The sequence below is a fragment of the Janthinobacterium sp. GMG1 genome, from assembly GCF_034427795.1.
Lineage (GTDB): Bacteria > Pseudomonadota > Gammaproteobacteria > Burkholderiales > Burkholderiaceae_D > Janthinobacterium.
Window position 1 is genome coordinate 80,693 of sequence record NZ_JAXQNT010000010.1, and the last position, 24,092, is coordinate 104,784.

At 65.1% G+C, this 24,092-nt stretch carries 22 protein-coding genes; 14 read left to right on the forward strand and 8 right to left on the reverse strand.

Features of this window, described 5'->3' with window-relative positions; translation table 11 throughout:
• Complete coding sequence (locus SJI03_RS22980; protein ID WP_322428729.1) at positions 1-606, reverse strand: cytochrome b/b6 domain-containing protein; 606 nt, start codon at positions 604-606, stop codon at positions 1-3.
• Positions 606-1,412, reverse strand: a complete 807-nt coding sequence (locus SJI03_RS22985; protein WP_322428730.1) for a DUF1223 domain-containing protein — start codon at positions 1,410-1,412, stop codon at positions 606-608. Before SJI03_RS22985 ends, SJI03_RS22980 begins: the two co-directional genes overlap by 1 nt.
• Before the next feature lie 143 nt (positions 1,413-1,555).
• On the opposite strand from SJI03_RS22985, the gene SJI03_RS22990 reads away from it, so the two are divergent.
• The 12 genes from SJI03_RS22990 (at position 1,556) to SJI03_RS23045 (ending at position 14,578) form a co-directional block, all read left to right on the forward strand.
• Positions 1,556-2,146 carry a sigma-70 family RNA polymerase sigma factor gene (locus SJI03_RS22990; protein WP_322428731.1) on the forward strand — a complete coding sequence of 197 codons (591 nt, stop codon included), beginning with the start codon at positions 1,556-1,558 and terminating at the stop codon, positions 2,144-2,146.
• Positions 2,143-2,790, forward strand: coding sequence for a DUF1109 domain-containing protein (locus tag SJI03_RS22995; protein ID WP_322428732.1), 648 nt, complete (start codon positions 2,143-2,145; stop codon positions 2,788-2,790). Before SJI03_RS22990 ends, SJI03_RS22995 begins: the two co-directional genes overlap by 4 nt.
• A gap of 119 nt (positions 2,791-2,909) precedes the next feature.
• A complete protein-coding gene (locus tag SJI03_RS23000; protein WP_322428733.1) occupies positions 2,910-4,421 on the forward strand; it encodes a DUF4331 domain-containing protein in 1,512 nt (503 codons plus the stop codon).
• 13 nt (positions 4,422-4,434) lie between these two features.
• Positions 4,435-4,686, forward strand: a complete 252-nt coding sequence (locus SJI03_RS23005) for a hypothetical protein (protein ID WP_322428734.1) — start codon at positions 4,435-4,437, stop codon at positions 4,684-4,686.
• A gap of 68 nt (positions 4,687-4,754) precedes the next feature.
• Positions 4,755-5,966, forward strand: coding sequence for a hypothetical protein (locus tag SJI03_RS23010; RefSeq protein ID WP_322428735.1), 1,212 nt, complete (start codon positions 4,755-4,757; stop codon positions 5,964-5,966).
• The gene (locus SJI03_RS23015; RefSeq protein WP_322428736.1) at positions 5,963-7,081 is read left to right on the forward strand and encodes a HupE/UreJ family protein; all 1,119 of its coding nucleotides are present in this window, start codon (positions 5,963-5,965) and stop codon (positions 7,079-7,081) included. Before SJI03_RS23010 ends, SJI03_RS23015 begins: the two co-directional genes overlap by 4 nt.
• A gap of 129 nt (positions 7,082-7,210) precedes the next feature.
• Positions 7,211-7,720 (forward strand): sigma-70 family RNA polymerase sigma factor, encoded by a 510-nt coding sequence (locus tag SJI03_RS23020; RefSeq protein ID WP_322428737.1) that lies wholly within the window; start codon positions 7,211-7,213, stop codon positions 7,718-7,720.
• On the forward strand, positions 7,717-8,703 hold the full coding sequence (locus tag SJI03_RS23025; protein WP_322428738.1) for a FecR domain-containing protein: 987 nt from the start codon (positions 7,717-7,719) through the stop codon (positions 8,701-8,703). The genes SJI03_RS23020 and SJI03_RS23025 overlap by 4 nt, the downstream gene beginning before the upstream one ends.
• A gap of 93 nt (positions 8,704-8,796) precedes the next feature.
• Positions 8,797-11,265, forward strand: coding sequence for a TonB-dependent siderophore receptor (locus tag SJI03_RS23030; protein ID WP_322428739.1), 2,469 nt, complete (start codon positions 8,797-8,799; stop codon positions 11,263-11,265).
• Between the two features lie 35 nt (positions 11,266-11,300).
• Complete coding sequence (locus SJI03_RS23035; RefSeq protein WP_322428740.1) at positions 11,301-12,479, forward strand: PepSY-associated TM helix domain-containing protein; 1,179 nt, start codon at positions 11,301-11,303, stop codon at positions 12,477-12,479.
• A gap of 92 nt (positions 12,480-12,571) precedes the next feature.
• Complete coding sequence (locus SJI03_RS23040; protein WP_322428741.1) at positions 12,572-13,423, forward strand: aldo/keto reductase; 852 nt, start codon at positions 12,572-12,574, stop codon at positions 13,421-13,423.
• A gap of 12 nt (positions 13,424-13,435) precedes the next feature.
• On the forward strand, positions 13,436-14,578 hold the full coding sequence (locus SJI03_RS23045; protein ID WP_322428742.1) for an aldo/keto reductase: 1,143 nt from the start codon (positions 13,436-13,438) through the stop codon (positions 14,576-14,578).
• On the opposite strand, the gene SJI03_RS23050 is transcribed toward SJI03_RS23045, so the two are convergent.
• Positions 14,562-15,107, reverse strand: coding sequence for an RNA 2'-phosphotransferase (locus SJI03_RS23050; protein WP_322428743.1), 546 nt, complete (start codon positions 15,105-15,107; stop codon positions 14,562-14,564). The genes SJI03_RS23045 and SJI03_RS23050 overlap by 17 nt on opposite strands.
• 17 nt (positions 15,108-15,124) lie before the next feature.
• Positions 15,125-17,203: a TonB-dependent receptor gene (locus SJI03_RS23055; protein WP_322428744.1), complete on the reverse strand. Its 2,079-nt coding sequence runs from the start codon at positions 17,201-17,203 to the stop codon at positions 15,125-15,127.
• 93 nt (positions 17,204-17,296) lie between these two features.
• Between SJI03_RS23055 and SJI03_RS23060 the strand changes: the two genes are divergently transcribed.
• Entirely contained in the window at positions 17,297-18,520 is a 1,224-nt protein-coding gene (locus SJI03_RS23060; RefSeq protein WP_322428745.1) for a response regulator, read from the forward strand.
• Here SJI03_RS23060 and SJI03_RS23065 read toward each other — a convergent pair.
• Both SJI03_RS23065 and SJI03_RS23070 read right to left on the reverse strand, forming a co-directional pair.
• On the reverse strand, positions 18,502-18,885 hold the full coding sequence (locus SJI03_RS23065; RefSeq protein WP_322428746.1) for an immunity 22 family protein: 384 nt from the start codon (positions 18,883-18,885) through the stop codon (positions 18,502-18,504). The two genes, SJI03_RS23060 and SJI03_RS23065, sit on opposite strands and share 19 nt — an antisense overlap.
• A 2-nt stretch (positions 18,886-18,887) precedes the next feature.
• Positions 18,888-21,593 carry a polysaccharide deacetylase family protein gene (locus tag SJI03_RS23070; RefSeq protein ID WP_322428747.1) on the reverse strand — a complete coding sequence of 902 codons (2,706 nt, stop codon included), beginning with the start codon at positions 21,591-21,593 and terminating at the stop codon, positions 18,888-18,890.
• Positions 21,594-21,754: 161 nt separating this feature from the next.
• Here SJI03_RS23070 and SJI03_RS23075 point away from each other — a divergent pair, with 161 nt between their 5' ends.
• A complete protein-coding gene (locus tag SJI03_RS23075) occupies positions 21,755-21,877 on the forward strand; it encodes a hypothetical protein (protein WP_267891635.1) in 123 nt (40 codons plus the stop codon).
• Positions 21,878-21,899: 22 nt separating this feature from the next.
• Here SJI03_RS23075 and SJI03_RS23080 read toward each other — a convergent pair whose 3' ends face one another.
• Positions 21,900-22,964, reverse strand: a complete 1,065-nt coding sequence (locus SJI03_RS23080; RefSeq protein ID WP_322428748.1) for an ABC transporter substrate-binding protein — start codon at positions 22,962-22,964, stop codon at positions 21,900-21,902.
• A 48-nt stretch (positions 22,965-23,012) separates the two neighbouring features.
• Complete coding sequence (locus SJI03_RS23085; RefSeq protein ID WP_322428749.1) at positions 23,013-24,071, reverse strand: ABC transporter substrate-binding protein; 1,059 nt, start codon at positions 24,069-24,071, stop codon at positions 23,013-23,015.
• Between the last annotated feature and the right edge of the window lie 21 nt (positions 24,072-24,092).

The window sequence follows — 24,092 nt, forward strand, 5'->3', positions numbered from 1 at the left end:
TTAGCGGCCGCGCAGCATGGCGACCAGGGTGCGCGGCACCAGCGCCACCATCAGCAAGTGCACGCCGACAAAGCCCGTCAGCAACGCCATGGCGATGAAATGCACGCGGCGCGCGCTCTCGTAGCCGCCCATCAGCTCGCGCAGAAGGGGAAATTGCACGGATTTCCACAGCACCAGACCGGACAGCACCAGCACGATGCAATCGAGCATGACGAACAGGTAGGCGGCGCGCTGCACCATGTTGTAATGGCGCGGGTCAGCATGGGCCAGCTTGCCCTTCAGCGCGGCGGCAAAATCGGCCAGCAGCAGGCGCGGCGAGAGGGGAAAGAACTGGCGCCGTAGCCGTCCCGAGACGATATTGATAATCAGATACAGCAAGCCATTGGCCACCAACAGCCACATGGCGGCAAAATGCCATTGCAGCGCGCCGCCGAGCCAGCCGCCCAGGGTCAGCGCGCGCGGCAATTCGAACGGGAAAAACGGCGCCGCGTTATAGATGCGCCAGCCGCTGGTGGCCAGCACGACGACGGCCACGGCATTGAGCCAGTGCGTCAGGCGCAGCCAGGCGGGGTGGATCACGGCGCTGGAAACAGCCGGCGTAGACATCACAACACTCCTTTCGTGCATTGCGCCGTGCTGACGGCTTGCAGGATGGCGCTGCTGTCGGCCCGCTGCACGAAGGCGACCACTTGCAGCTGTTCCGGGCGCCAGCTAGCGGGCAGATTGATTTCACGGCGCAACTGGGCACGGCCTTGCGCCAGCGCAACCGGCCCCAGCCACAGGCGCACGGCCGCATCGTGATGCAGGGTGGCGCCGCGGTTTTCGCCGCGCAGCACTTTCGAGACGATGGCGCTTTCGCTGATGGCCACATACAACTGGCCGCCCGTCTGTGCGTCCGGCGCGCTGGCATCAGCTTCCAGCAGCAGCTTGCCACCCGGCCCCGGCGTGGCGGACAGGCGAATAGCGACGGGCGCGGTGGTCGCATTGATGCGGCGGATGGCGGCCGGCAACTGCGTATCCCAGCTGCGCAATTCCGTCCCGCCCACAAAGAATTGGGGTGTGTAAGCCACGTGGCGCGGCTGGTGGCGCAGCAGCTCGGCCTGGCGCGCATCGAATTGCGCCTGCGCCAGCGGGTCCGTCCAGCCGATCTGGTCCCAGTACGTGACGTGCAAGGCCAGCGGCACGATCAGGCTGGCCGCGCCCGCTTCCTTGCGCAAGGCGTTCAGGCGCTGGTCGGCGGGCGGGCAACTGGAGCAGCCTTCGCTGCTGTACAGTTCCACCAGCGCCGCCGTCTGCGGCCCGCTTTGCACGGCGCAGCGCTGGCCGGCCGCCATCTGCGCCATGGCCGGGGCTACCATCGTCACGCTCAGGACAGGTAAAAACAGTGTTGCAAGGCGGTGCTTGATGTCCATGGTCTTTACCCGGTATATTGAAATAAGAAACGTGAATTAAGAAACGTGCTTGCCTGTCAATTCGCCGCGATGGCCGGATTGGTTACAGCCACCCTCAATTATTTTTAAATTTATTTTTTCAACGCCTGTCACCAAAGGCCTGCATGCAACGAATACCTGTAAGCGAGCAGTTGCATGGCACGGAATTGCGGCTGCATGGCTTGATGCTGCGCGGGCTCGACGGTGATGCGGCGGCCTACCGCAGTTTCTTGCAGGCAAGCAGCAGCCATTTGCGCGCGTTTTTCCGGCGCCGCCTGCAGCGCTGGCCGGATGAGGTGGAAGACCTGGTGCAGGAATGTTTGCTGGCCATCCACAACCAGCGCCTGACGTATGACACGGGCGTGCCGCTGACGTCGTGGATTCATGCGATCGCGCGCTATAAATTGATCGACTGGCTGCGCCGGCATGGGCGGCGCGAGGCGCAGCACTTGCCGTATGACGAAGAAGATAGCGCGCAAGAACTATTTTCCAGCGCCGATGCCGAGGCGGCCGAAGCCAGCCGCGACCTGGGCAAGCTGCTGGCCACGTTGCCAGCGCAGCAGCGCGACGCCATCGTGCATACCAAGCTCGACGGCTGGTCCGTGCGCGACACGGCCGCCGCCATGCAGATTTCGGAAGCCAGCGTCAAGGTAGCCGTGCATCGCGGCTTGAAGGCACTGGCAGCCAATTTACGAATAGAAGGAAGCGCACCATGAAAACCGATGATTTGATCGCCATGCTGGCCAGCGGCCCCGACGTGGCCGCCGCGCCGCCCCCGGGCGCCCGCTGGCGCGCCGCGTCCACTTTGGGTGCCGGGCTGCTGGCCAGCGTGGCGCTGATGGCCATGCTGCTGGGCGTGCGGCCCAATTTGGAACAGCTGGCCCTGCTGCCCGATTTCTGGATCAAGGTGGGCTTTGTCGTGTGCATCTGCCTGGCGGCCTGGCATGTCAGCCGCCGCCTGTGCGTGCCGGGCGCCGCTACCCGCGCCCTGCCCCTGCTGCTCGCCATGCCCTTGCTGCTGATGTGGGCGCTGGGCGCCATCATCGTGCAGGAAGCGCCGCCCGAACAACGGGCCGAGCTGTTCTGGGGCGCCACCTGGCGCAGCTGCCCCTTGCTGATCACCCTGCTGTCGCTGCCCATCCTGGCCGCCGTGCTGCGCCTGATGCGCCAGCTGGCGCCCACGCGCTTGCGCCTGGCCGGCGCGGCTGCCGGGTTTGCCGCCGGCGCCATGGCCGCGCTCGTGTATTGCCTGCACTGCCCCGAGCTGGCGGCCAGCTTCGTCGGTTTCTGGTACGTAGTTGGCATGCTGGTGCCAACCGCCATCGGCGCGGCCATCGGGCCGAAAGTGCTGGCCTGGTGACGCTTTTTCGGCCCTTGCCGAAGAGTTGAATCCGTTCTCTCCCCCCGTGCGTACAAGTCAGGCAGCCTGCAGTTTCTTGGACTTGTCTGTCAACGCTAACAAAAATCGGGAGAATCGAAATGTCATTGTCACACTCGAAAACCGCACTGGGCGCCGCTATCCTGGGCAACCTTCTCGCCGTTTCCTTCACTTTGGCCATCGCGCCAGCCGCCTACGCTTCCAGCCACCGCGAAGCGCCGTTCATCACGCAAAACCCCAAAGTCGACGCCACCGACTTCTATATGTTCCGCAGCTATGAAGCGGGCCGCGGCGCCTACACCACGCTGGTAGCCGACTATATCCCCCTGCAAGACGCCTACGGCGGCCCGAATTACTTCGCCATGGACCCGAACGCCCTGTACGAAATCCATATCGACAACAACGGCGACGGCAAGGAAGACCTCACCTTCCAGTTCCGCTTCACCAACACCATCAAGGATGGCCAGTTCACCGTGGGCGGCAAGAAAGTCTCGATTCCACTCGTCATCAACGGCGGCGCCATCGATTCCGTCAACCCGGCCGGCCTGAACGTGCGCGAAACCTACAGCGTGACGGTGGTGCGGGGCGACCGCCGCACGGGTACGCGCAGCAGCGTCACGAATGCCACGGGCGGCGGCACGACCTTCGACAAGCCCGTCGACAATATCGGCAACAAGGCCATCCCCAACTACGCCGCGTATGCCGCGCAGCATGTGTACGCCGTCAACATTCCCGGCTGCGCCACGCCCGCGCGCATGTTCGTCGGCCAGCGCAAGGACCCGTTCGTCGTGAACCTGGGCGAAACGTTCGACTTGATCAACATCAAGGCGCCTGCCACGGAATTTGCCGCGAATGCGGAGTCCGCTGCCAAGGATGACCTGGCACGGAAAAACGTCACGGCCATCGAAATGGAAGTACCGACCGCCTGCCTGACGGCGGGCGCCGACCCCGTCATCGGCGGCTGGACCACGGCCAGCCTGCGCCAGGGCCGCCTGCTGAACCCGGCGCCGGGCACGGCTACGACGGCCTCGAAGGAAGGCGGCGCGTGGGTGCAAGTGTCGCGCCTGGGCATGCCTTTGGTAAATGAACTGGTCATCGGCCTGAAGGACAAGGACCGCTTCAACGCCAGCAAGCCTTCGGGCGATGCGCAATTTGCCGACTACGTCACCAACCCGACGGCGCCGGCGCTGGTGGAAGTGCTGTTCGGCTCGGCAGGCGCCAAGGCGCCCACCAACTTCCCCCGCAACGACCTGGTCGCCACATTTTTAACGGGCATCAAGGGCGTGAACCAGCCCGTCACCGTGACGGCGTCCGAAATGCTGCGCCTGAACACCTCGATCGCGGCCACCAATGTGGGCGCGCAAAACCGCCTCGGCGTCATCGGCGGCGATAACGCCGGCTTCCCGAACGGCCGCCGCCCCGGCGACGACGTGGTCGACGTGGTGCTGCGCGTGGCCATGGGCAAGCTGTGCACCCTGAACATCGGCTGCGCCCCGGCCGACGCTCCCGCCGGCGCCCTGCACTTCACGGACGGCGCCTTCCTCGACGAAACGTCGTTCACGGCCGGTTTCCCCTACCTGAAAAATCCCGTGGCCGGTTCGCCGCAGCTGTAACCAGGAGAACGCGATGAAAAAGCTCTATGCATGCGGCGCCCTGGCGCTCACGGCCCTGCTTGCCGGCTGCGGTGGCGGCGGTAGCAGCAGCCACGGCGGCGATAATGGCAACGGTGGCGTCAATCCACCGCCCGTGGTCCTGCTCGACGCCTTCTATGTGGCCGTCAGCAACGTCATCCTGACCACCAGCGATGACAAGGACGGCGTGGCCATCGACGCCATCATGTCGACGTCTCCGGAAAATACGGAGCCGGTGCCGCTGTAAGCCCTAGCGGGCGCCGGGAAACCCTCCCCGGCGCCCGCCCTGTTCCCCCACCGCTCACGGCATCCGCGATGAAAACACCAATTTCCCTGCTGTGCGCCTGCCTGCCCGTGCTGGCACTGGCTGCGCCCTACACGCCGAAAGACGGCAGCGCCGTCATCGAACAGCTGCCGCGCCGCGCGGACGCCACGCAGCTGGCCCTGCGCGGCCTGCGCCAGCAACTCGATACGACGCCGCAAGACCTGGCGCTGGCGAGCAATCTGGCGCAGCGCTACATCACCCTGGCCCGCAGCGAAACGGACCCGCGCTACCTGGGCTACGCGCAAGCGGCGCTGGCGCCCTGGTGGCGGCAAGCGGCGCCGCCCGTCCCCGTGCGCCTGCTGCGCGCCACCATCCTGCAAAGCACCCATCATTTCGGCCCCGCGCTGCATGATCTCGATGCCGTCATCGCGCAGCAGCCGCAAAACGCCCAGGCCTGGCTGACGCGCGCCACCGTGCTCACCGTGCAGGGCGACTACGCCCAGGCGACAGCGGCCTGCGCCCGCCTGTCGGCCTTGACAACGCAACTGGTCACCGTCACCTGCCTTGCCAATATCGCCAGCGTCACGGGCCGCGCCGCCAGCAGCGAGCGTTTGCTGGACCTGACCTTGCAAAGAAGCGCCGGCGCGGCGCCCGAACTGGAAAACTGGGCCGCAACCCTGCTGGCGGAAATGGCCACGCGGCGCGGAGAATCAGCGCTGGCCGAAGCGCGCTACACCAGGGCGCTGGCGCAGCAGCCGCGCGACAGCTATCTGCTGGGTGCGTACGCGGACTTCCTGCTCGACCGCCAGCGTCCGCAGGAAGTCGTCAAACTGCTGAAAGACCAGCAGCGCATCGATGCCCTGCTGCTGCGCTACGTGCTCGCCCTGCAAGCGCTGCCCGGCCAGCAGCCAGCCTTCCTGGCGGCGAAAGCGGAACTGGCGGCCCGCTTCAACGCCGCCATGCAGCGCGGCGATACCGTGCACCAACGCGAGCAAGCCCGTTTCGCCCTGTTTGTGCAACAGGATGTGCCGGCGGCCCTGCAACTGGCGCAGAAGAACTGGGTCATCCAGAAGGAAGTGCCCGACATGCGCATCTTGCTGGAAGCAGCGCTGGCCGCGCGCAATTACGGGGCGGCGCAAGCCGTGCTGGCCTGGATCGCCGCCAATGGCGTGGAAGACGTGGCCCTGCAACGGCTCGTCAGGCAACTGGGGCCGCAGGATGGGCAGAAACTCAGTAGCACAAAGAAAGCGGGGGCGCTATGAAACGCTGCCTGTTCATCCTGCTGCTGTGCGCCTGGCTGGCTCCCGCGCAAGCGCACAAGCCCAGCGACAGTTATGTGAGCCTGGCCGTGCACGGCCAGCAGATCGAGGGACAATGGGATATCGCCCTGCGCGACCTCGATTTCGCCATCGGCCTCGATGGCAATGGCGACGGCGCACTGACGTGGGATGAAATCCGCGCGCGCCACGACGCCATCGCCGCCTACGCCTTGCAGCGCCTGCAGGTGGCCAGCGACCAGGGCGTCTGCCCTTTGCAAGCCGTCGAGCAGCTGATCGACCACCATACGGACGGCGCCTACAGCGTGCTGCGCTTCCAGGCCAGCTGTCCCGGCGCTGCCCCGGCCAGCCTCACCATCGGCTACACCCTGTTCGCGGACCTCGATCCTCAGCACAAGGGCTTGTTCAAGATTAATAGCGATGGTTCCACGCAAACGGCCATCTTCGACCCGGACAGCCCGCGCCAGACCATCTCGCTGGCCGCGCCGGACCGCCTGGCGCAGTTCGGCGCCTACGTCAAGCACGGCATCTGGCATATCTGGATCGGCTACGACCATATTTTGTTTTTGCTGTCTTTACTGCTGCCGGCCGTGCTGCTGCCTGGGCTGCGCGAGCAGCAGCGCGGCTTGAAGGCGGCGTTCTATGACGTGTTGAAAGTCGTCACGGCTTTTACACTTGCCCATTCCATCACCTTGAGCCTGGCCAGCCTGTCTCTCGTCTCCCTGCCCTCGCGCTGGGTGGAGTCGGCCATCGCCGCTTCCGTGATCCTGGCCGCGCTGAACAACCTGCTGCCGCTGTTCCGGGGAAAACGGCCCGTAGCCGCCTTCGCGTTTGGCCTGATCCACGGTTTCGGCTTTGCCAGCGTGCTGCGCGACCTGGGCTTGCCGCAGGGTTCATTGCTGGCCAGCCTGCTGGGCTTTAACCTGGGCGTGGAACTGGGCCAGCTGGCCATCGTCGCCGCGTTCCTGCCCCTCGCCTGGTTGCTGCGCAAGACCTGGCTGTACCGGCAAGTGCTGACCGTCGGCTCGCTGGCCATCGCGCTGGTGGCGTGCGTGTGGCTGGTGGAGCGGGTGGCTGATATCAAGCTGATTTCGGCGTAGCGGCTGGAGAATAGCGTTGCTGGCCCGCCACTGCCGGGCCACAAGTCCCGGCAATCGGGCTACAATACGAACAATTCTCAATCGCATCAAGGCCTGTCTGTCCTGTGGACCGTGGCATGGAAAGGTTGCATGCTACGCCCCGAACTGGAACTGCACCGGCAAATCGAAGTGCTCTATAGCGACCACCATGGCTGGCTGCAGGGCTGGCTGCGCCGCAAGCTGGGCAACGCCTTCGATGCGGCCGACCTGGCGCACGACACGTATCTGCGCATCATCTCGCGCGGCCGCGCCCCCGAACCCGACGAATCGCGCCAGCACCTGGCGCAGATCGCCAACGGCCTGGTGGTGGACCTGTTCCGCCGCCGGCATATCGAGTCAGCCTACGCGGAAGCCATCGCCGCGCAGCCGGAAGCGGCCGCGCCCACGCCGGAAATGCGCGCGCTGATCGTCGAGGCGCTGATGGAAATCGACGCCATCCTGGCCAGCCTGCCGCATAAAGTGCGCGACGCCTTTTTGCTGTGCAAACTGGAAGGCATGGCCTACGCCGACATCGCCGCGCGCCTCGACGTTTCCGTCTCGTCCGTGGAAAAATACATCGCCCGCGCCTTGCTGGCCTGCTGCGCGGCGCAATGCGCATGAGTTCCCAGCTGGACAGCGCCCCCATCGCCCCCGCCGTGCTGCAGCGCGCCGCCGAGTGGATGGCACGGCTGTGGGCGGAAGACGCCAGCGCAGCCGATGCCGACGCCTGCGCCGTCTGGCGCGCCGCCCACCCCGAGCACGAACGGGCCTGGGCCCGGCTGCAGTGCTTCGCCCGGCAATTCGATGCCCTGCCACGCGAAGTGGCGCGCGGCGCCCTGACACCAGCACCGCGCCATGCCATCGGCCGCCGGCGCGCCTTGCAGCTGCTGGGCCTGATCGCGGCGGGCGGCGGCACGGCCCTGCTGGCGCACGAAACGGACCTGTGGCAGCGGGCCGCCAGCGACTACCGCACCTTTGTTGGCGAGACGCGCGCCATCATGCTGGCCGACGGCACGCAAGTGGTGCTGGACACGGCCAGCGCCATCGACGTGGCATACAGCGCTGGCGAACGGCGCATCGTGCTGCGCGCCGGCGCCATCCTCGTCACCAGCGCGCATGAAGCGGCGCCCGTCTACCGCCCGCTGCTGGTGGCAACGCCGCACGGCACGGCCACGGCGCTGGGCACGCGCTTTAGCGTGCGCGTCGATGACGGCGAGAGCCGTGTCGCCGTGTTCCAGGGCACAGTCGCCCTGCAGCCATCGCAAGACAGCGCCGCGCCGGTACACCTGCAGGCGGGCCAGCGCGCCGGCTATACGCGCCATGCCGTGCGGGACATCGGCAAGGTGGAAGACAGCGCCGCCGCCTGGGCCGATGGCAGCCTGGTGGCCGAGCGCATGCCCCTGGGCGAGCTGCTGGCCGAACTGGGGCGCTACCGCCACGGCGTGCTGCGCTGCGACGCATCCATCGCCGGCCTGCGCGTGACGGGCGTGTATTCGCTGCGCGACACGGACCGCTCGCTGGCCAACCTGGCCGCCAGCCTGCCCGTGCAACTGCGCTACCGCACGCGCTATTGGGTCAGCGTGGGGCCGCGCCCCACCTCCTGAAAAAATAAGTGAAAAAAAGTTGAGGGTTTTGGCTTTTCGTTCGGAATACGGGAAGAACCGATTTTTTCCTGCCACTTTCCAAGGATTTGCACCATGCCCCCTCGCCTGACCGCACCCGCACCCAAGCTGCGTCCGTTTCCCCTAGCTGCCGCCATCCAGGCCCTGTTCCTGGCTGGCGCCGCCGTCGGCACCCTGGCCGTCACGGCCTCCGCCGCCCACGCCCAGACGGTCGACACTACGCAAGCCAAGCGCCCCTACGCGATCCCCGCCGGATCGCTGGAGCGGGCCCTGACCACGTTCGCCAGCGCGGCAGGCGTGGAACTGTCGGCCGATGCGGCCCTGTTGCAGGGCAAGCGCAGCGGCGGCCTGACGGGCAGCTACACGGTGCGCCAGGGTTTCGAAGAACTGCTGCGCGGCCAAGGCGTGCGCGTGGTGGCGGGCGCCAACGGCGCGTATGCGCTGCGGGCGGAGACTGCCCCGGCACCGGCAGCCACGCCGGCACAGGCCAGCGCCACCCTGCCCGCCATCACCATCAATGCCAGCAGCGAACGCGAAACGGCGACGGGTCCCGTGCGCGGCTACGTGGCGCGGCGCGCCGGCTCGGCCACCAAGACGGATACGGCGCTCAATGAAAACCCGCAATCCGTGTCGGTGGTCACGGCTGATGAAATCAGCGACCGCAATGCCGAATCGCTCGACGAAACCCTGCGCTACACGGCCGGCGTGACGCCGAACCAGCGCCCGCTGGGCAGCGACGATTCCTCGCTGCTGCGCGGCTTCACCATCGAGACGAACGGCATCCTGCAAGACGGCTTGCGCAATTCGGGCCGCACCTTTGGCGCCTCGATCGAACCGTATGGACTGGAACGCCTGGAAGTGCTGCGCGGCCCCGCCTCCGTGCTGTACGGGCAGATTCCGCCGGGCGGCATGGTCAACGCCGTCAGCAAGCGTCCCAGCGCGGACGCCGTGCGCGAAGTGGGCGTGGAATACGGCAGCTACCAGCGCCGCCAGCTGAAAGCCGACGTGGGCGGCACCATCGACGCGCCAGGCGCCTGGACTTACCGTGTCGTCATGCTGGGCCGCGAAGCCCACACGCGGCTGGACCGCGACCACGACAACCGCCTGTACTTCGCTCCCTCGCTGACGTGGCAGGCGGGGCCCGCCACGCGCTTGACCCTGCTGGCCCGCTACGAGCAGGACAACCAGCAGTACGCGTTTCCCAACCAGCTGCTGCAGCCGGGTCCGCGCGGCCAGGTCGATCCAAAAGTCAACCTGATGGGCGACGATAACCGCTTCAAGCGCCGCAACACCATGCTGGGCTACGAGTTCGAACACACGTTCAACGATACGTGGTCGCTGCGCCAGAACCTGCGCTACACGCGCCTGAAGAACGACCGCACGGACATGTTCCCCGGTGGCCTGAATGACGATGGCACGGTGGAACGCTATTTCATGCCCGTCGATACGGCGTCGAAAAGCCTGTTCGCCGATACGCAGCTGCAGGCACAGTTTGCCACCGGCGGCCTGGCGCACCGGGTGCTGCTGGGCGTCGATTATGCGAATATCCGCAACACGGACGACTACCGCCACCAGAAGGGTTTTATCGAGCCGATCGACCTGTACCAGCCCGCGTATGGCAAGCAGCCCCTGGTTCCGGCCAAGGCGCCGACACGCGCTGAAGCGCCGTCGCGCCAGCTGGGCCTGTATGCGCAGGATCAATTGAAATGGGACCGCTGGGTCGTCACGGCGGGCCTGCGCCGCGATAAGGCGACACAATCGCGCGACGTCACCGACCTCCATAGCGGCGCCGTCAAACCGGACTTCCACCAGTCGCCATCGGCCACCACGGGCCGCGTGGGCGCCGTCTACCTGTTCGATGGCGGCTGGGCGCCGTATGTCAGCTACGCCACCTCGTTCTCGCCCGAGCTGGGCATCACGGCCAACGGCGACGCCTTGAAACCGTCGCGCGGCAAGCAGTTCGAGGCGGGCGTGCGCTACGAACCCGTGGGCCAGCGCGCCAGCTACACGGCCGCCGTGTTCGACCTGGTGCGCGACAACGTCACCACGTCCGACATCGGCAACCCGGGCCGCCTGCAGCAAACGGGCAAAGTCGGCTCGCGCGGCGTGGAACTGGAAGCGCGCACGGAGTTCGCCAGCCGTCTGAGCCTGATCGCGCAATACACCTACCTCGATACGGAGGTCACAAAGAGCAATAACGGCGACCTGGGCTTGCAGCAAGCGGGCGCGCCGCGCCACAGCGCCTCGGCGTGGGCGCGCCAGTCGTTCAACCTGGGCACGGCCTTGCCCGCGTACGCGGCACTGGGCATGCGTTTTCTCGGCGCCATGCGCTCGAACTCCGATGGCGAGAACCTGAACATCCGCAATGGCGGCCTGACGCAATGGGATGCGGCGCTGGGCGTGTCGCGCGGGCCGTGGCAGTTCGCCCTCAACGTGAACAATGTGCTGAACAAGCAGACCCTGTATGACTGCGGTTACCTGCCCAACCTGTGCTACCGCAATGCCGAACGCACGGCCAACGTCAGCGCGATGTACAGGTTCTGATGCCATCGCTGCAAGTTCGGCCTGTATTAGCGGCCATGCACCGCTATGCCGGCCTGCTGATGGCCGGCTTCCTCATCGTCGCGGGCGTGACGGGCAGCGCGCTGGCGTGGAAGGATGAACTGGAGGCGGCCATGCTACCCGCCGTCTTCCGCGTGGCGCCGCCCACGCCGGGCGCCGCGCCGCTCGACGCCCTGCTGCTGCGCGAGAGCATCGCCGCGCGCTTTCCCCAGGCACAGGTGAGCTACGCGCCGCTGTCCGCACCGCCAGGCCGCAGCATGGTGTTTTACCTGCGCCCGGGCGACGAATCACCGCTGGCCAGCGACGAAGTATTCGTCGATCCGTACACGGGCGCGATACTGGGCCAGCGACGCTGGGGTGCCATCAGCCAGGGCACCATCAACCTGCTGCCCTTCATCGAGCGCCTGCATTACGCGCTGGCGCTGGGCGACACGGGCTTGCTGGTGTTCGGTCTGGTCGCCATCGTCTGGACGCTCGATTGCTTCATCGGCGCCGCCCTGACCTTCCCCGCGCGCCTGAAAAAACGCGCGCCGGGCACGAAACCGTGGCTGCTGCGCTGGCGGCCATCGTGGCTGCTGCGCCGCAACGGCGGCAGCTATAAACTGGTATTCGACCTGCACCGCGCGGGCGGCCTGTGGCTGTGGGCCATGCTGCTGGTGTTTGCCTGGAGCGGCGTCGCCTTCAACCTGTACGGCGCCTATGCGGCCGTCATGCATCCGCTGTTTGCCCACCAGGGTGCCGAGGAAATCGTCGCGCGACACACGCCGTCGCCGGGGCCGCAGCTGGACTGGCCGGCCGCCCGCGCGCAGGGCCGCCTGTTGATGGGCGAACTGGCGCGCCGGCACGCTTTCAGCATCATCGAGGAAAACGCGCTGGCGTATGAACGCGCGCTGGGCGTGTACAGCTACAACGTGCGCAGCAGCCGCGACGTGCGCGCCCACAAGGGCCTCACCACTGTCTTTTTCGATGCAGCCAGCGGCCGACAGCTGGCCGCCTGGCTGCCCACGGGCGCAGCCAGCGGCGACACCATCCGCAGCTGGATCAGCGCCCTGCACATGGCCTCGATGTGGGGCTGGCCTTTTAAACTGTTCATCTGCGCCATGGGCCTGCTGGTGGCGGGCTTGAGCGTGACGGGCGTGCTGATCTGGCGCCGCAAGCGCCAGGGGCAAGCCAAGGCGAGGGCGCTTATTCATTAGTACAGCTAATAAGAGCATGCCGATTCCAGCGGCTTATCAACGAATGGCTTAGGCCGTAAAGTAGCTCCTGTCAATGATTGAAGGAGCTAGCCATGAACCACGTCACCCTGAATAACGGCATCAGCATGCCCGTCGCCGGCTACGGCGTCTTCCAGATTCCCGATCCGGCCGAATGCGAGCGCAGCGTGATCGACGCCATCGCTTCCGGCTACCGCCTGATCGACACGGCCGCTTCCTACATGAACGAGGCAGCCGTCGGCCAGGGTATCAAGCATGGCGGCGTGGCGCGCGCGGAACTGTTTGTCACCAGCAAACTGTGGGTGCAGGACACGGGCTACGAACGCACGCGCGACGCCATCGACCAGTCGCTGCAACGCTTGCAGCTCGATTATCTGGATTTATTCCTGATCCACCAGCCGTTTGGCGACGTCCACGGCTCCTGGCGCGCCATGCAGGACGCATATCGCGGCGGCAAGTTGCGCGCCATCGGCGTGAGCAATTTCCAGCCTGACCGACTGATGGACATCATCGCCTTCAACGACATCGCGCCCGCAGTCAACCAGATCGAAATCAACCCTTTTCACCAGCAAGCCGACAGCGTGGCTTTCATGCTCGAGCACGGCGTGCAGCCGCAAGCGTGGGCGCCATTCGCCGAAGGCCGCAACCATCTGCTCCATAACGAGTTACTGTTGGACATCGCCACCAGATATGGCAAGTCCGTGGGCCAGATCGTCTTGCGCTGGCTCACGCACCGGGGCATCGCCGTGCTGGCCAAGACCGTGCGCCGCGAACGCATGGCGGAAAACCTGGCCATCGACGATTTCGACCTCGATGAAGCGGACATGGCCGCCATCGCCACCCTGGAAACGGGCACCAGCAGCTTCTTTTCGCACCGCGACCCGGCCATCGTCCAGTGGATGGCCGAACGCAAGCTTGGTATTTAAGGGAAAACACACATGCCAACAAAAGATACAAGCACGGGCCGCCGCGGCTTCCTGCTGGCGGCCAGCAGCCTGGCCGCCACGCCGTTGATCAGCTCGGCGCAAGGCGAAACGGTGCCGGCAACGGTGGAGGGTCGTCGCAAGCTGGGCCAACTGGAAGTATCGAGCATCGGCCTGGGCGTGCAAAACATGAGCCGCACTTACCAGACGACAATACCCAGCCGCCCCGAAATGCATCGCATCATCCGCACGGCTTATGAGCAGGGCGTCACCTTATATGATGCGGCCGAAGCCTACGGCCCGCACGAGGTGGAGCACATCCTTGGTGAAGGCGTGGCGCCGTTTCGCAACGACATCGTCATCGCCACCAAGTTCGGCTGGAATATCGACCAGCAGACGGGCGAACGCCGCCCCGGCCTGAACAGCCGTCCGGCGCACATCAAGCTGGTCGTCGACGGCATGCTCAAGCGCCTGCGCACGGACCGCATCGACTTGCTGTACCAGCACCGGGTCGACCCGCAAGTACCGATCGAGGACGTGGCCGGCGCCGTGCAGGACCTGATGCGCGAAGGAAAAGTGTTGCACTGGGGCTTGTCCGAGATGGGCTTGAAGACCTTGCGCCGCGCCCATGCGGCACTACCCGTCAGCGCCGTGCAAAGCGAATACTCGATGCTGTGGCGGGGGCCGGAAGACGGCGTGCTGGCCCTGTGCCAGGAACTCGGCATCGGTTTCGTGCCGTGGAGCCCGCTGGGCGTGGGCTTCCTGACAGGCGCCATCGACGCAAAGACCCGCTTTGCCGACGGCGACATCCGCAAGATCGAATCGCGTTTTGCACCGGAAAACCTGCCGCACAACCTGGCGCTCGTGAGCTTGGTCAATCGCTGGGCGGCACGCAAGCAAGCCACGCCGGCGCAAATCGCCCTGGCCTGGCTGCTGGCGCAGCGGCCGTGGATCGTGCCGATTCCCGGCACCACGCAGATGGCGCACATGCTGGACAATATCGGCGCGGCCAGTGTGCGTTTTACAACCGCAGAAGTGGCGGAACTGAACCAGGCTGTGGCGGCTATCCCGGTGCAAGGGGCGAGGCTGCCGGACGCCGTGCAGGTTTATTCGGGCGTGGAAGCCGCAGTTCGGCCTGTCCTCAGGGAAAGCCGATGAACGCCTGCGGCACGGCGTCAGTCAACCACACGCCATTGTCCGACACATAAAACACGTGACCCTGCGCCCGCATGGCGGCCGCATCCACCGTCAGCACAACGGGCTTGCCATGGCGCCCGCCGACGGCCACGGCCGTTTCGCGGTTGCTGGACAGGTGCACGTGGTTGCGCGATCCCGGCAGCAAACCGCGGGTACGGATCGCCTCGACAAAGCGGCTGGCCGTGCCGTGGTACAACATGGCGGGTGGCGTGGCGGGCGGCAGAGCGATATCGACGGCCGCCAGCGAATGCCCCTGGTTGGCGCGGATACGCATGCCGTCGTCGCTGATGGCATAGCGCGTCTTGCTGTCGCGCGCCACCACGTCATCTAATTGTTCACGAGAAAGGCGTCGGCCATGCCGGGCCGCTTGCGCCAGCAGCTGGCCGATGTCGGCCCAGCCGTTTGGATCGAGCGCGAGGCCGATTTTTTCTGGGGCGTGGCGCAATATAAGGGAAAGAAATTTACTGGTATTTACTAAGTGATCGGTCATGCCCCAGTCTACCCTGACTAAAATGCATATGACAAGGTCAGCCGTGCGGAACGCGGTTCGACCGGATGGAAATGCCGGTCGTTCACTCCTTCTTGCGCTTCGCCGGGCAGGCGCGACGCGTAGTAATAATCGATGTCGCTGGCGCGCTTGTTCAACAGGTTGAACACATCGAGCGAGAGGCGCGTCTTGCGGTTGAGCTGGTAAGCCACTCTTGCATACGCCAGGATGGTCGAGGCCGAGCGCACGCTGTTGTCTTCGATCAGGGGACGAGGGCCGAAGTAGCGCAGCTGGAAGGCGCCCGACCATGGCCCCTGGTCCGTCACCGTCACGCCGAACGAGGCCACCTTGTCGATGGAGCCCGGAATGAAATTGCCGGCCGGATCATTCTGCTTATAGCGCGAGCGCGAGGCGGCCAGGTCCAGGTCGAACAGCAGCCACGGCGCGGCAATATAATGGTTGTTCCACTCGATGCCGTGGCGGCGGCTGGCGCGGCTGGGCTCCGTCTCGCCCGCGTCACCGACGAACAGCAATTCCGACGCGATGTCGAGGCGCCACAGGGCCAGCGAGCTTTGCAGTCCCGGCAGCCATTCCGTGCGCGCGCCCAATTCCATGCCTTTCGTCGGCACCAGGGGCGTCACGGGTGTGGACACCGCGCCATCGGCCAGGCGCGTCTGCGTCGTGCCGCGTGCGTCGTTGCTGTGAAAACCTTTTCCGTAGTTCACGAAGAATTCCGTCTTGCTCCAGGGACCAAGGATCAATGACAGCTTCGGCGACACCACGTGGTCATTCACCGCGCCGCTGTTTCCGTCGATACTGCTGTCCACATTGAAACGGTAGGCGTCGTAGCGCACACCCGCCACGGAACGCAGCCACGGCAGCCATTGCACGGTGTTTTCGCCATACAGGCCGATACTGGCTTCGCGCACCCGGTCTTCGCGCAGCGTGCCTTGCCGGACGCGTTCCACCGTGTTGTACAGGCCCACGGGCGACAGCCGGTCGTAGCGGGCCTGCACGCCCAGCTTGTTGCGCAAGGGAAGACCGAATAGCTGCGTGGTCCAGCTTTCGCTGGCGTTCACGCCCGCCACCGTGCGCCGCTCGCTTTGCTGGAACTGGTCGCCCTGTTCCGGGTCGGCAAGGAAATACGTGAAATCGCTATTGAGTTCCAGCTGCGAGCGGATCACGTACGCGTCCAGCTCGAACAAGCGGTTCTCCGTGCGCTGGCGCATCGCATAGGACAGGCTGGTGCGCGAAGTATCGCCGCAATCGCTGGGCGCCAGCGAGCCGAAGCGGCCGATCTGGCCCGATGCCACGGCCCGCAGCGGCACCTGGTCGGTGGCGTTCCAGCTGTTTCTATAGGCCATGGCCGTCACGCTGAAACCGTCATCGGACGTGCCCTGGCTGTAGCGCAGCAGGCCGCTGACTTTGCGCACGCGCTCCGGCACATCCCAAGGACCGTTGTTGCGGTTCACTTCCAGGCCGACTAGCAAGGTGCCTGGCCCCGCAGCGACGGAATCGGCCACGACGCCGCGCACATAGCCATGCTGTCCCACGGAAACGCTGGCCTGGCCTTGCGGCAATTTGTCGGCCAGGCGGATGCGGGCGCTGCCTGCCGAGGAAAAATCGCCTTCGCCGGCGAAATACGGCCCCTTCTTGTAATCGATGCGCTGCACCAGTTCGGGAATGAGGAAATTGAGGTCGGAATAGCCTTGCCCATGCGCATGCGTGCGCATGTTGACGGGCATGCCGTCGACATGGGTGGCGAAATCCGTACCATGGTCGAGATTAAAACCGCGCAAAAAATACTGGTTGGCCTTGCCGTCGCCGCTGTGCTGGGTGACGATCAGTCCCGGCACGAATTCCAGCAACTCGCCCGTGCGCAAGGCGGGCCGGTTGACGATCAGTTCGCTGGTAATGACGCCCTGGCTGGCCGCGTCCGACGTGCCGACGGCGTTGTCGTAGTGGCCCGTCACGCGCACGGTGCGCGACTCTTCAGCCACTGTGGCGGCCCCTGCTGGCGCTTGCGCCGCCACCAGGCGCCCCATGCCCAACAATGCCAGTGCACAAGCTGCCATCAGTTTGCGTTTTCTCAATAGCATCGCGTCTCCCCTTTTTATGATGTCAGTACAGGCCCCTGCTGACCATATACGCGGCGGGTGGGCGCCTGGATTCAGCCTTTTCAAGGAGCGACCGTGGACCTGAACGACAGCACCGGCAAGGCAACCAGCACTGCCGCCGCCGTGCGCAAGCGCGATGTGCTGCCGTATATCCTGCTGTTCATCCTGCTGGCGGGGCTGCTGTCCGTGCTGGCCGGCGCCCTGTTGCCGCCCTACTATCACGCCGTGCCGGCCCTGCTGTGGAGTCTGGGCTTTTGCGTCAGCGGCATGCTGCTGGGTTTCCTGTTCGGCATACCGCGCACCCTGCCCTCGGGCACCGTCAACATGGCGCCGCCCGACGAGCGTAGCAATGGCAAGGGCCGCCCCACGGACGAACCGCCTGCCGCCGGGGCTGATGCGGCAACGGGGAACGCCAGCAATACCCTGTTCCTGGGCACGCCCACGCCCATGGAAATCAATTCGAATCTGGTCGAAGTGTCGGACTGGCTGACGAAAATCATCGTCGGCGTGGGCTTGATCGAACTCAAAAGCCTGCCCGGCAGCGCGCGCAGCATGGCCGCCTTCATCGCACCGAGCCTGAATACGGACACGCCCACGGCCATGGCCGTCGTGGGTGGCATCATGCTGTTCTTTTCCGTGCACGGTTTTTTGATCGGCTACCTGCTCACGCGCATCTACCTGTCCATCATGATCAAGCGCGCCGACAGCATGGTCAAGAACGAATCCGTGCGCCTGGAGAGCGGCAAGGAAATCGAAGTCACGGAATTGAGCCGTCTGCAGCAAAAATCGCTCGACGACATGCAGGAAGCCGTCACGCAACTGCTGCTGGCCCATCCGCCGGACGGGGGCGCGGCCGTCACAGCCCTGGCCGGCATGCCGACGGCGCAAAAGCCGGCCAGTCAGGTGCTGTGGCTAGACGACCATCCCCGCAACAATACCTTGCTGGTGGAACAGCTGGAACGGGAAAACATCAAGGTGGACCAGGCTGTCTCGACGCGGCAGGCGCTGGCCATGCTGCAACAGAAGCCCTATGCGCTGCTCATCACGGACATGGCGCGGGTGGAAAACCGCCGGCGCATCAAGGATGCGGGCGTGCGCACGGTGCGCGAAGTGCGGCAGGCGCAGCCTGCGTTACCCATCATTGTGTATTGCAGCAAGGATACGGTCGCCAGTTACGGCACGGAAGCGGAGGCGGCCGGCGCCCGCTTCATCACGACGTCGGGCACCAGCCTGCTGGCCAGCGTCAACAAGCTATTGCATGAGGAGCGGGGGGATGGCGCTCAGTCTTCCACGCAGTAACGGTAACTGCCCACGTGATGCAGCGAACTGCGCTGTGGGTGCGCCAGCTGATTCGGCGCAAATACGCACACGCTCGTGTCAGCCAGCAAGTGCTGCCCATCCGCGTCCGCGCACGCCAGCGCCATCCAGCTGTCGCCATACGACACGCCATCGAGCAACCGGGCCAGCGGCGCCGGCGACGCCAGCATGGCGCTCTCAACACAGGCAGGCTCGTAGTGCGTGAGGCCTGTTTCCAGGAAGAATGGCGACGCTACTTCATCGCCATCCTCCGTGTACGTGGGCGCCAGGAAGGCCTGCAGCGCGTCCCAGCTGGCAAAGCGCCCGCGGCACACAAACACGTGGACGATGGGCGCGCTGCCGCACACGCTTACAGCTTCTCCATCTTTTGCCGCACGGCCGGGGCCGTCGAAGCCGTCGGCGCCAGTTCCAAGTAGGTTTTATAGGCCGCTTTCGCCTTGGCGGCGTCGCCGGCCTTGGCATAGGCGTCGCCCAGGTTCAGATAGGCGATGGCGCGCGACGGGTCCATCTTGACCGTGTTTTCAAACCAGCGGGCCGCTTCGCGGTATTTTTCCTGCTTGTAGAAGACAAAGCCCAAGTTATTCGCCGCCAACGCGAAGTCGGGACGCAGTTTCAGCGCTTCCGTAAATTGCGCTTCCGCCGCCGCATATTGTTTCTCCTTGTACAGCTGCAAACCACGGTCGTTGGCCCGCTGCGCCAACTGGCGCGTGGACGTCGGCACGGCGCCCGGCGTGACGATCTTCTGTTCGCCGCCCTGCAAATCCTTCACCGTGACGCTGGCCGCCGCCGGTTTCGCATCGAGCTTGCTATTGAGGGCGATGGCTTCCGTCGACAGCTGCGTCGTGTTCGGGCTGAGGAATTCCGTTTCGCCCGGCAATTCAAACACAAAATCGCCCCCTTCCGAGCCCGGCAAGCTGCCGAACGCGGGCGTCTGGTTCGATACGCTGGAAACGGCCGGCGCCACATACGCCGCCAGTTCCGTGGCCGTGATGAGGCCGTCGCCGTTGAGGTCGCCCTTGCCCGCCAAGCCCTGCAACAAGGTCCACGTGAACACGGAGTGGCCATTCGGCCCGCCGTCGGCCACCAGCTGGTCGCCGCCGCCGGCCGTCAGCATTTGCCGGCCGATGCGCTTGGCGTTGTCGCGCAGGAAGGAGCTGGAACCGGCGCCGCGCGTCAGGCCCAGGCCGCTGTAGCAGGCATCCATGACGAAGAACGCGTGCTTGGCCGTCAGGCTTTCCGCGATATTCTGGATTTCCGTCATCGGAATCGCATCCGTGGCAAACTGCGCCGGGTCGGAATCGACGGGCACGATGTAGCCCAGGTCGCGTCCCGAGCTCAGCTTGCGCGTGGCGCCGTGGCCGGCGAAAAACACGAAGATGCGGTCATTCTTTTGCACGCCACCGTGGGCCAGCTTGTCGTGGAAAGCGGCCAGGATGTTGTTGCGCGTCGCTTCGCCATTTTTCAGGGTCACGACACGCTCGGGCGCAAATGCGAATTTTTCAATCAGCGTTTCCCGGATGCCTTGCGCGTCGCGTACCGCATATTGCAATTTCGGCCATTTCGCGTAATCGTCGATGCCGATCACGACGGCCCAGGAATTGGCGTAACCGGTGGTCACGGGCACTTTTTCCGGCGCCGGGGCCATGCTTTTCCCCACCTGGAAGCTGGTGCCATCCCAGCCCGCGAATTGATAGCCTTCGGCGATCAGCTTGTCGAGCACGGCCGGCAAGGCTTTCACCGTGCGTTCGTGGATGTCGTGGAACAGGACGATGCCCCGCCCCGCCTTGTCGACGGACGCCAACACGCGGTTCGTGATCGAGCTGGGCACAGGGTCGGCCCAATCCAGCGAATCGATATTCCACATCACGGATTTCAAATGCGCATCGGCCAGTGCGGCCATGCCTTCGCTATTGCGCGCGCCATACGGAAAGCGGAACAGCGCGGCCCGCTCGGGGCTGATGGCTTTCAACAAGGTGTCGGTGCCGAGGATTTCGCCTTTCAGCTTGTCGCCCGTCTGTTTCGACAATTGTGCGTGGCTGAAACTGTGGTTGCCCACGGCATAGCCCTCTTTCATCAGCTTGCGGCTCACTTCCGCGCCCGCGCCCAGCTTGGCGTGGCCTTCCGCATCGAGCGAACCGAGGTTGCGGCCCACGTTGAAGAACACGGCCGGCACGCCATACTGTTTCAGGATGGCGCTGATTTCTTCCGTGTAGCGGCGGTGCGGGCCGTCGTCAAAGGTCAGCACGATGGTTTTCTTCGGCAAGCCCAGGCCAAAGATTTCTGCCTCATCTTTTTTTGGCACGGGCTTGGCTTCGGGTATCGTACCAGCTGACGGCGCGGCTGGAGGTACTGCATACGGTACGACGATGCCGTTTTCCTTCAAAATCTGTTCACGGCTGTAGAGCTTTTTCAGCTGCGCCACGTAATCGTCCCACCGTTCGCGCTTGAGTTCGATCGCGCGCTGGCCCAGGTTGCCGAAGATTTGCCGGATTTCCTTCTCGTAATTGCGCTCGATCTCTCCCAGCGCATCGAGGTCTTCGGAAATGCGCTTGTGCAGCTTGATCGCCGGCAAAGACGAATCCTTGGCCACGTCGGCCAGCATGCTTTGCAGCAGCTCGCGGAAGGCCAGGCGGTCCGCGTCATACAGGCCGGGATCGGATTCGATATACGTCAACAGGCTGTCGAGCGCCTCGAAGCGGCCCGGATTGGTGGGCGCCGTCAATTGATCAAGCGCAAGATCGAGCTTGGCGATGCGTTCCTGGTTTTCATGGAACAATCCCTGCCCCACTTTACGCGCTTCGTCGCGCGCGCCTTCCGGCAGACTTTGCTCGTCGGCCAGCAGCACGATAATCTTGCGGAAATTGCCCAGCAAATCGCGGAACTGGGCAGCCACGGTGGCCGTGTCGACCGTCGATTGGGCGGCGGCGGACGGGCTGCCCGATACGGGTGCGCCCGGCGTGGCAGTGGCGGCGGGACGCGTGTAGCTATAAATGCCGGCCCCAGCGGCGAGTGCCACGACAACGGTGGCGGCGATCTTGATCGGTTTGGAAGTCACAGGCTTGTCATTCCCTTCACATACTATGCATAGCATTCAGATGGCGCGGATGCGCACGATGCATAATTGTAAAGCACGCCTGGCACAAGCTCAGCCCGCACGGTGAATTTCGGCAATAATATCGCTGAACACCCCCATAGATAGTGAAAACGGAAAAGACGATGCACAAGAAACTCTGCGCTGCCGCGCTGATGCTGGGCGTGGCCCTGATGCTGCTGCAACTGCGCGCGCATGCGGGCGACGACCTGATCAATGTGGCGGGACGCGTGTGCCTGCCGCACTGAGCCACGCGCCCGTCTTCCGGCACTACACCTTGGCCGGTTCCCAGTAATTGCTCAGCCCCAGCTTTTTCAAGCCGGCAGCGACAAACCGCGGTTCCAGCAATTCCTCCGCCGTCAAGGGCTGGCGGATCAGCTTTTGTTCCTGCGCAAACGCCAGCACCCGGCGGTAATGGCGGTACACGGCGTCGTCGTACAGGGGCGACCAGCGCTCCTTCCACTGCAAGCCCGGATCGTCGTAGCTGCGCCGCACCACGCTGTCGGGCGTGCCGTTGCGCGTGCCATCCTTGATGACGGCTTCGCGGTTGCCGTCCAACGCCGCCCAGTGCTGGGCCCGCAGCCAGGCCGTGGCCACCAGTTCGGCGATGTCGGGATGGGCTTGCGTAAAATCGCGCCGCGCCCACAGTTCCGCCCGCATCTTGCGTTCCGGCAGCCCCTTGCTGGACCAGATGATGCGGCCAATGCCCTTGTCTTCCAACGGATAGCCATTGATCATGAACAAGGCGTCGACGGCGCCCGTGGCCAGCGCGGCGGTGCCAGGCTTCAAATCCATATTGATCAAACGAAAATCCGTAGGCGACATGCGCTGGTCGGCGATCAGCTGGCGCAAGCCCAGTTCCCATGGCCGGCCCCGGTGCACGCTGATGCGCTTGCCTTTCAGCTCGGCCAGCGACGTGGCGCGCGAACCGGTAGGCACCAGCAGGAACTGGTCCGTGCCCCGCCCCGCCGGCACGATCACCTGCGTGCGCACGCCGCCCGCGTTGAGGATGACGGACGGCAAGTCACCATACGCAGCCATGTCGATGCGCCCGCTGGCGAACGCTTCGTTCATGGTCGCGCCCGTGTCGCCCGTGACGGGCAGCCATTCCAGCCGCACGCCCCACTGCTTCAGTTCACGCGCCAGCCAGCCTTCCTGCTGCACCCGGTAAGCGATACCGCCCAGTTCCGCCTTGCCGTTTTCCGCAAAGCCCGTCGAGGCGATGCGCAGGGCCGCCGGCGGCGCCCCCGCCCCTTTCGCTGCCGACACTGCCGACACCGCCTGTCCCGCCAGGGGCAGCAAGGCCAGCCCGCCCATCACCGTGCGTCGCCGCATCGCATTCTCCTCATCATCAAGCATGGCCACTGTTGACGTACTTCCCGCTCAAGCCGCCCGGCGCGTCTGCGCCAGCGCCGATTCGAAGGGACGCGGGTCGATCCAGGCACGCACGTCTACCTTGCTGGGCAAGAAATTCCAACGGAACAGGAAGTCGCTGAAATCCTGCAAGCCCGCCACCGACGTTTCCGCCAGGTCCGTGTCCAGGCGCAAATGTGCATCCTTGCCATACGCCACTTGCACCCAGTGCTCGCTGGCATTCGATTCGCGCGCAAGGAAACGCCGCGTCTCGTCCGCGTGACCGCGCGCCCACGCTTCGGCCCGCAGCACCTGGTCGACCAGGGTCACGGCGGAACTGAAATGATTGTCGAGCAGGTGCGCATCGACGCTCAGGGTGCGCGGCGTGCCGTTGTTGGCGCGGATCAAGGGTTCCGGATGGATGCCCGTGTCGATCACCGTATGCAAGCCGAACTGCTGCGCCAGCTGGGCGGCCGAGGCGCCTTTCAGGAAAATGGCGTCCACCTCGCCCCGTAACAGTCCCAGCAGTTCCGGGCTTTGCCCGCCGCGCCGCGCGCCGCTGAACAGGTTCGTTGCCGCGCCCTTCTCCGGCGCCGCCTCGCTCTGGCCCGTGTTGACCACATAATCGACCAGTTCTACATCGGACACGGCCAGCCCTTCCAGGCTCAGCGCATTTTCCAGCCCGCGCAAGGCTTGCGCGCGCGCAAAATCGATCTGCGCCTTGGCCCACAAAGGCAAGCCGAAACGCCGCCCCTTTAAGTCACGCACCGACTGGATGCCGCTGCCAGGCAAGGTCAATATCAGCTGCGTCTCATCCGACCATGACAGGCCGATCACGCGCGTCTCGCGTCCCGCCGCGCGCGCCCACAGGGCCGGGATGTTGCCGCCGTGACGCACGGAATTTTGCAAGGTATGGTCGAAATGCGATTCGCGCACGGCTTCCTGCTCCGATTCGCGCAAGGAGCGCAAGTTGCTGCCGTCGGCGCGCAAGGCCTCTTCCAGCCAGCCTTGCTGCAGGGCTATCCCCAGGCCCGTCGGGACGGGGCAGCGCGTGTACCACAGGGTGTCGAGTACGTTGTTATTGCTCATCGTGTATCTCCAGGTTGATGG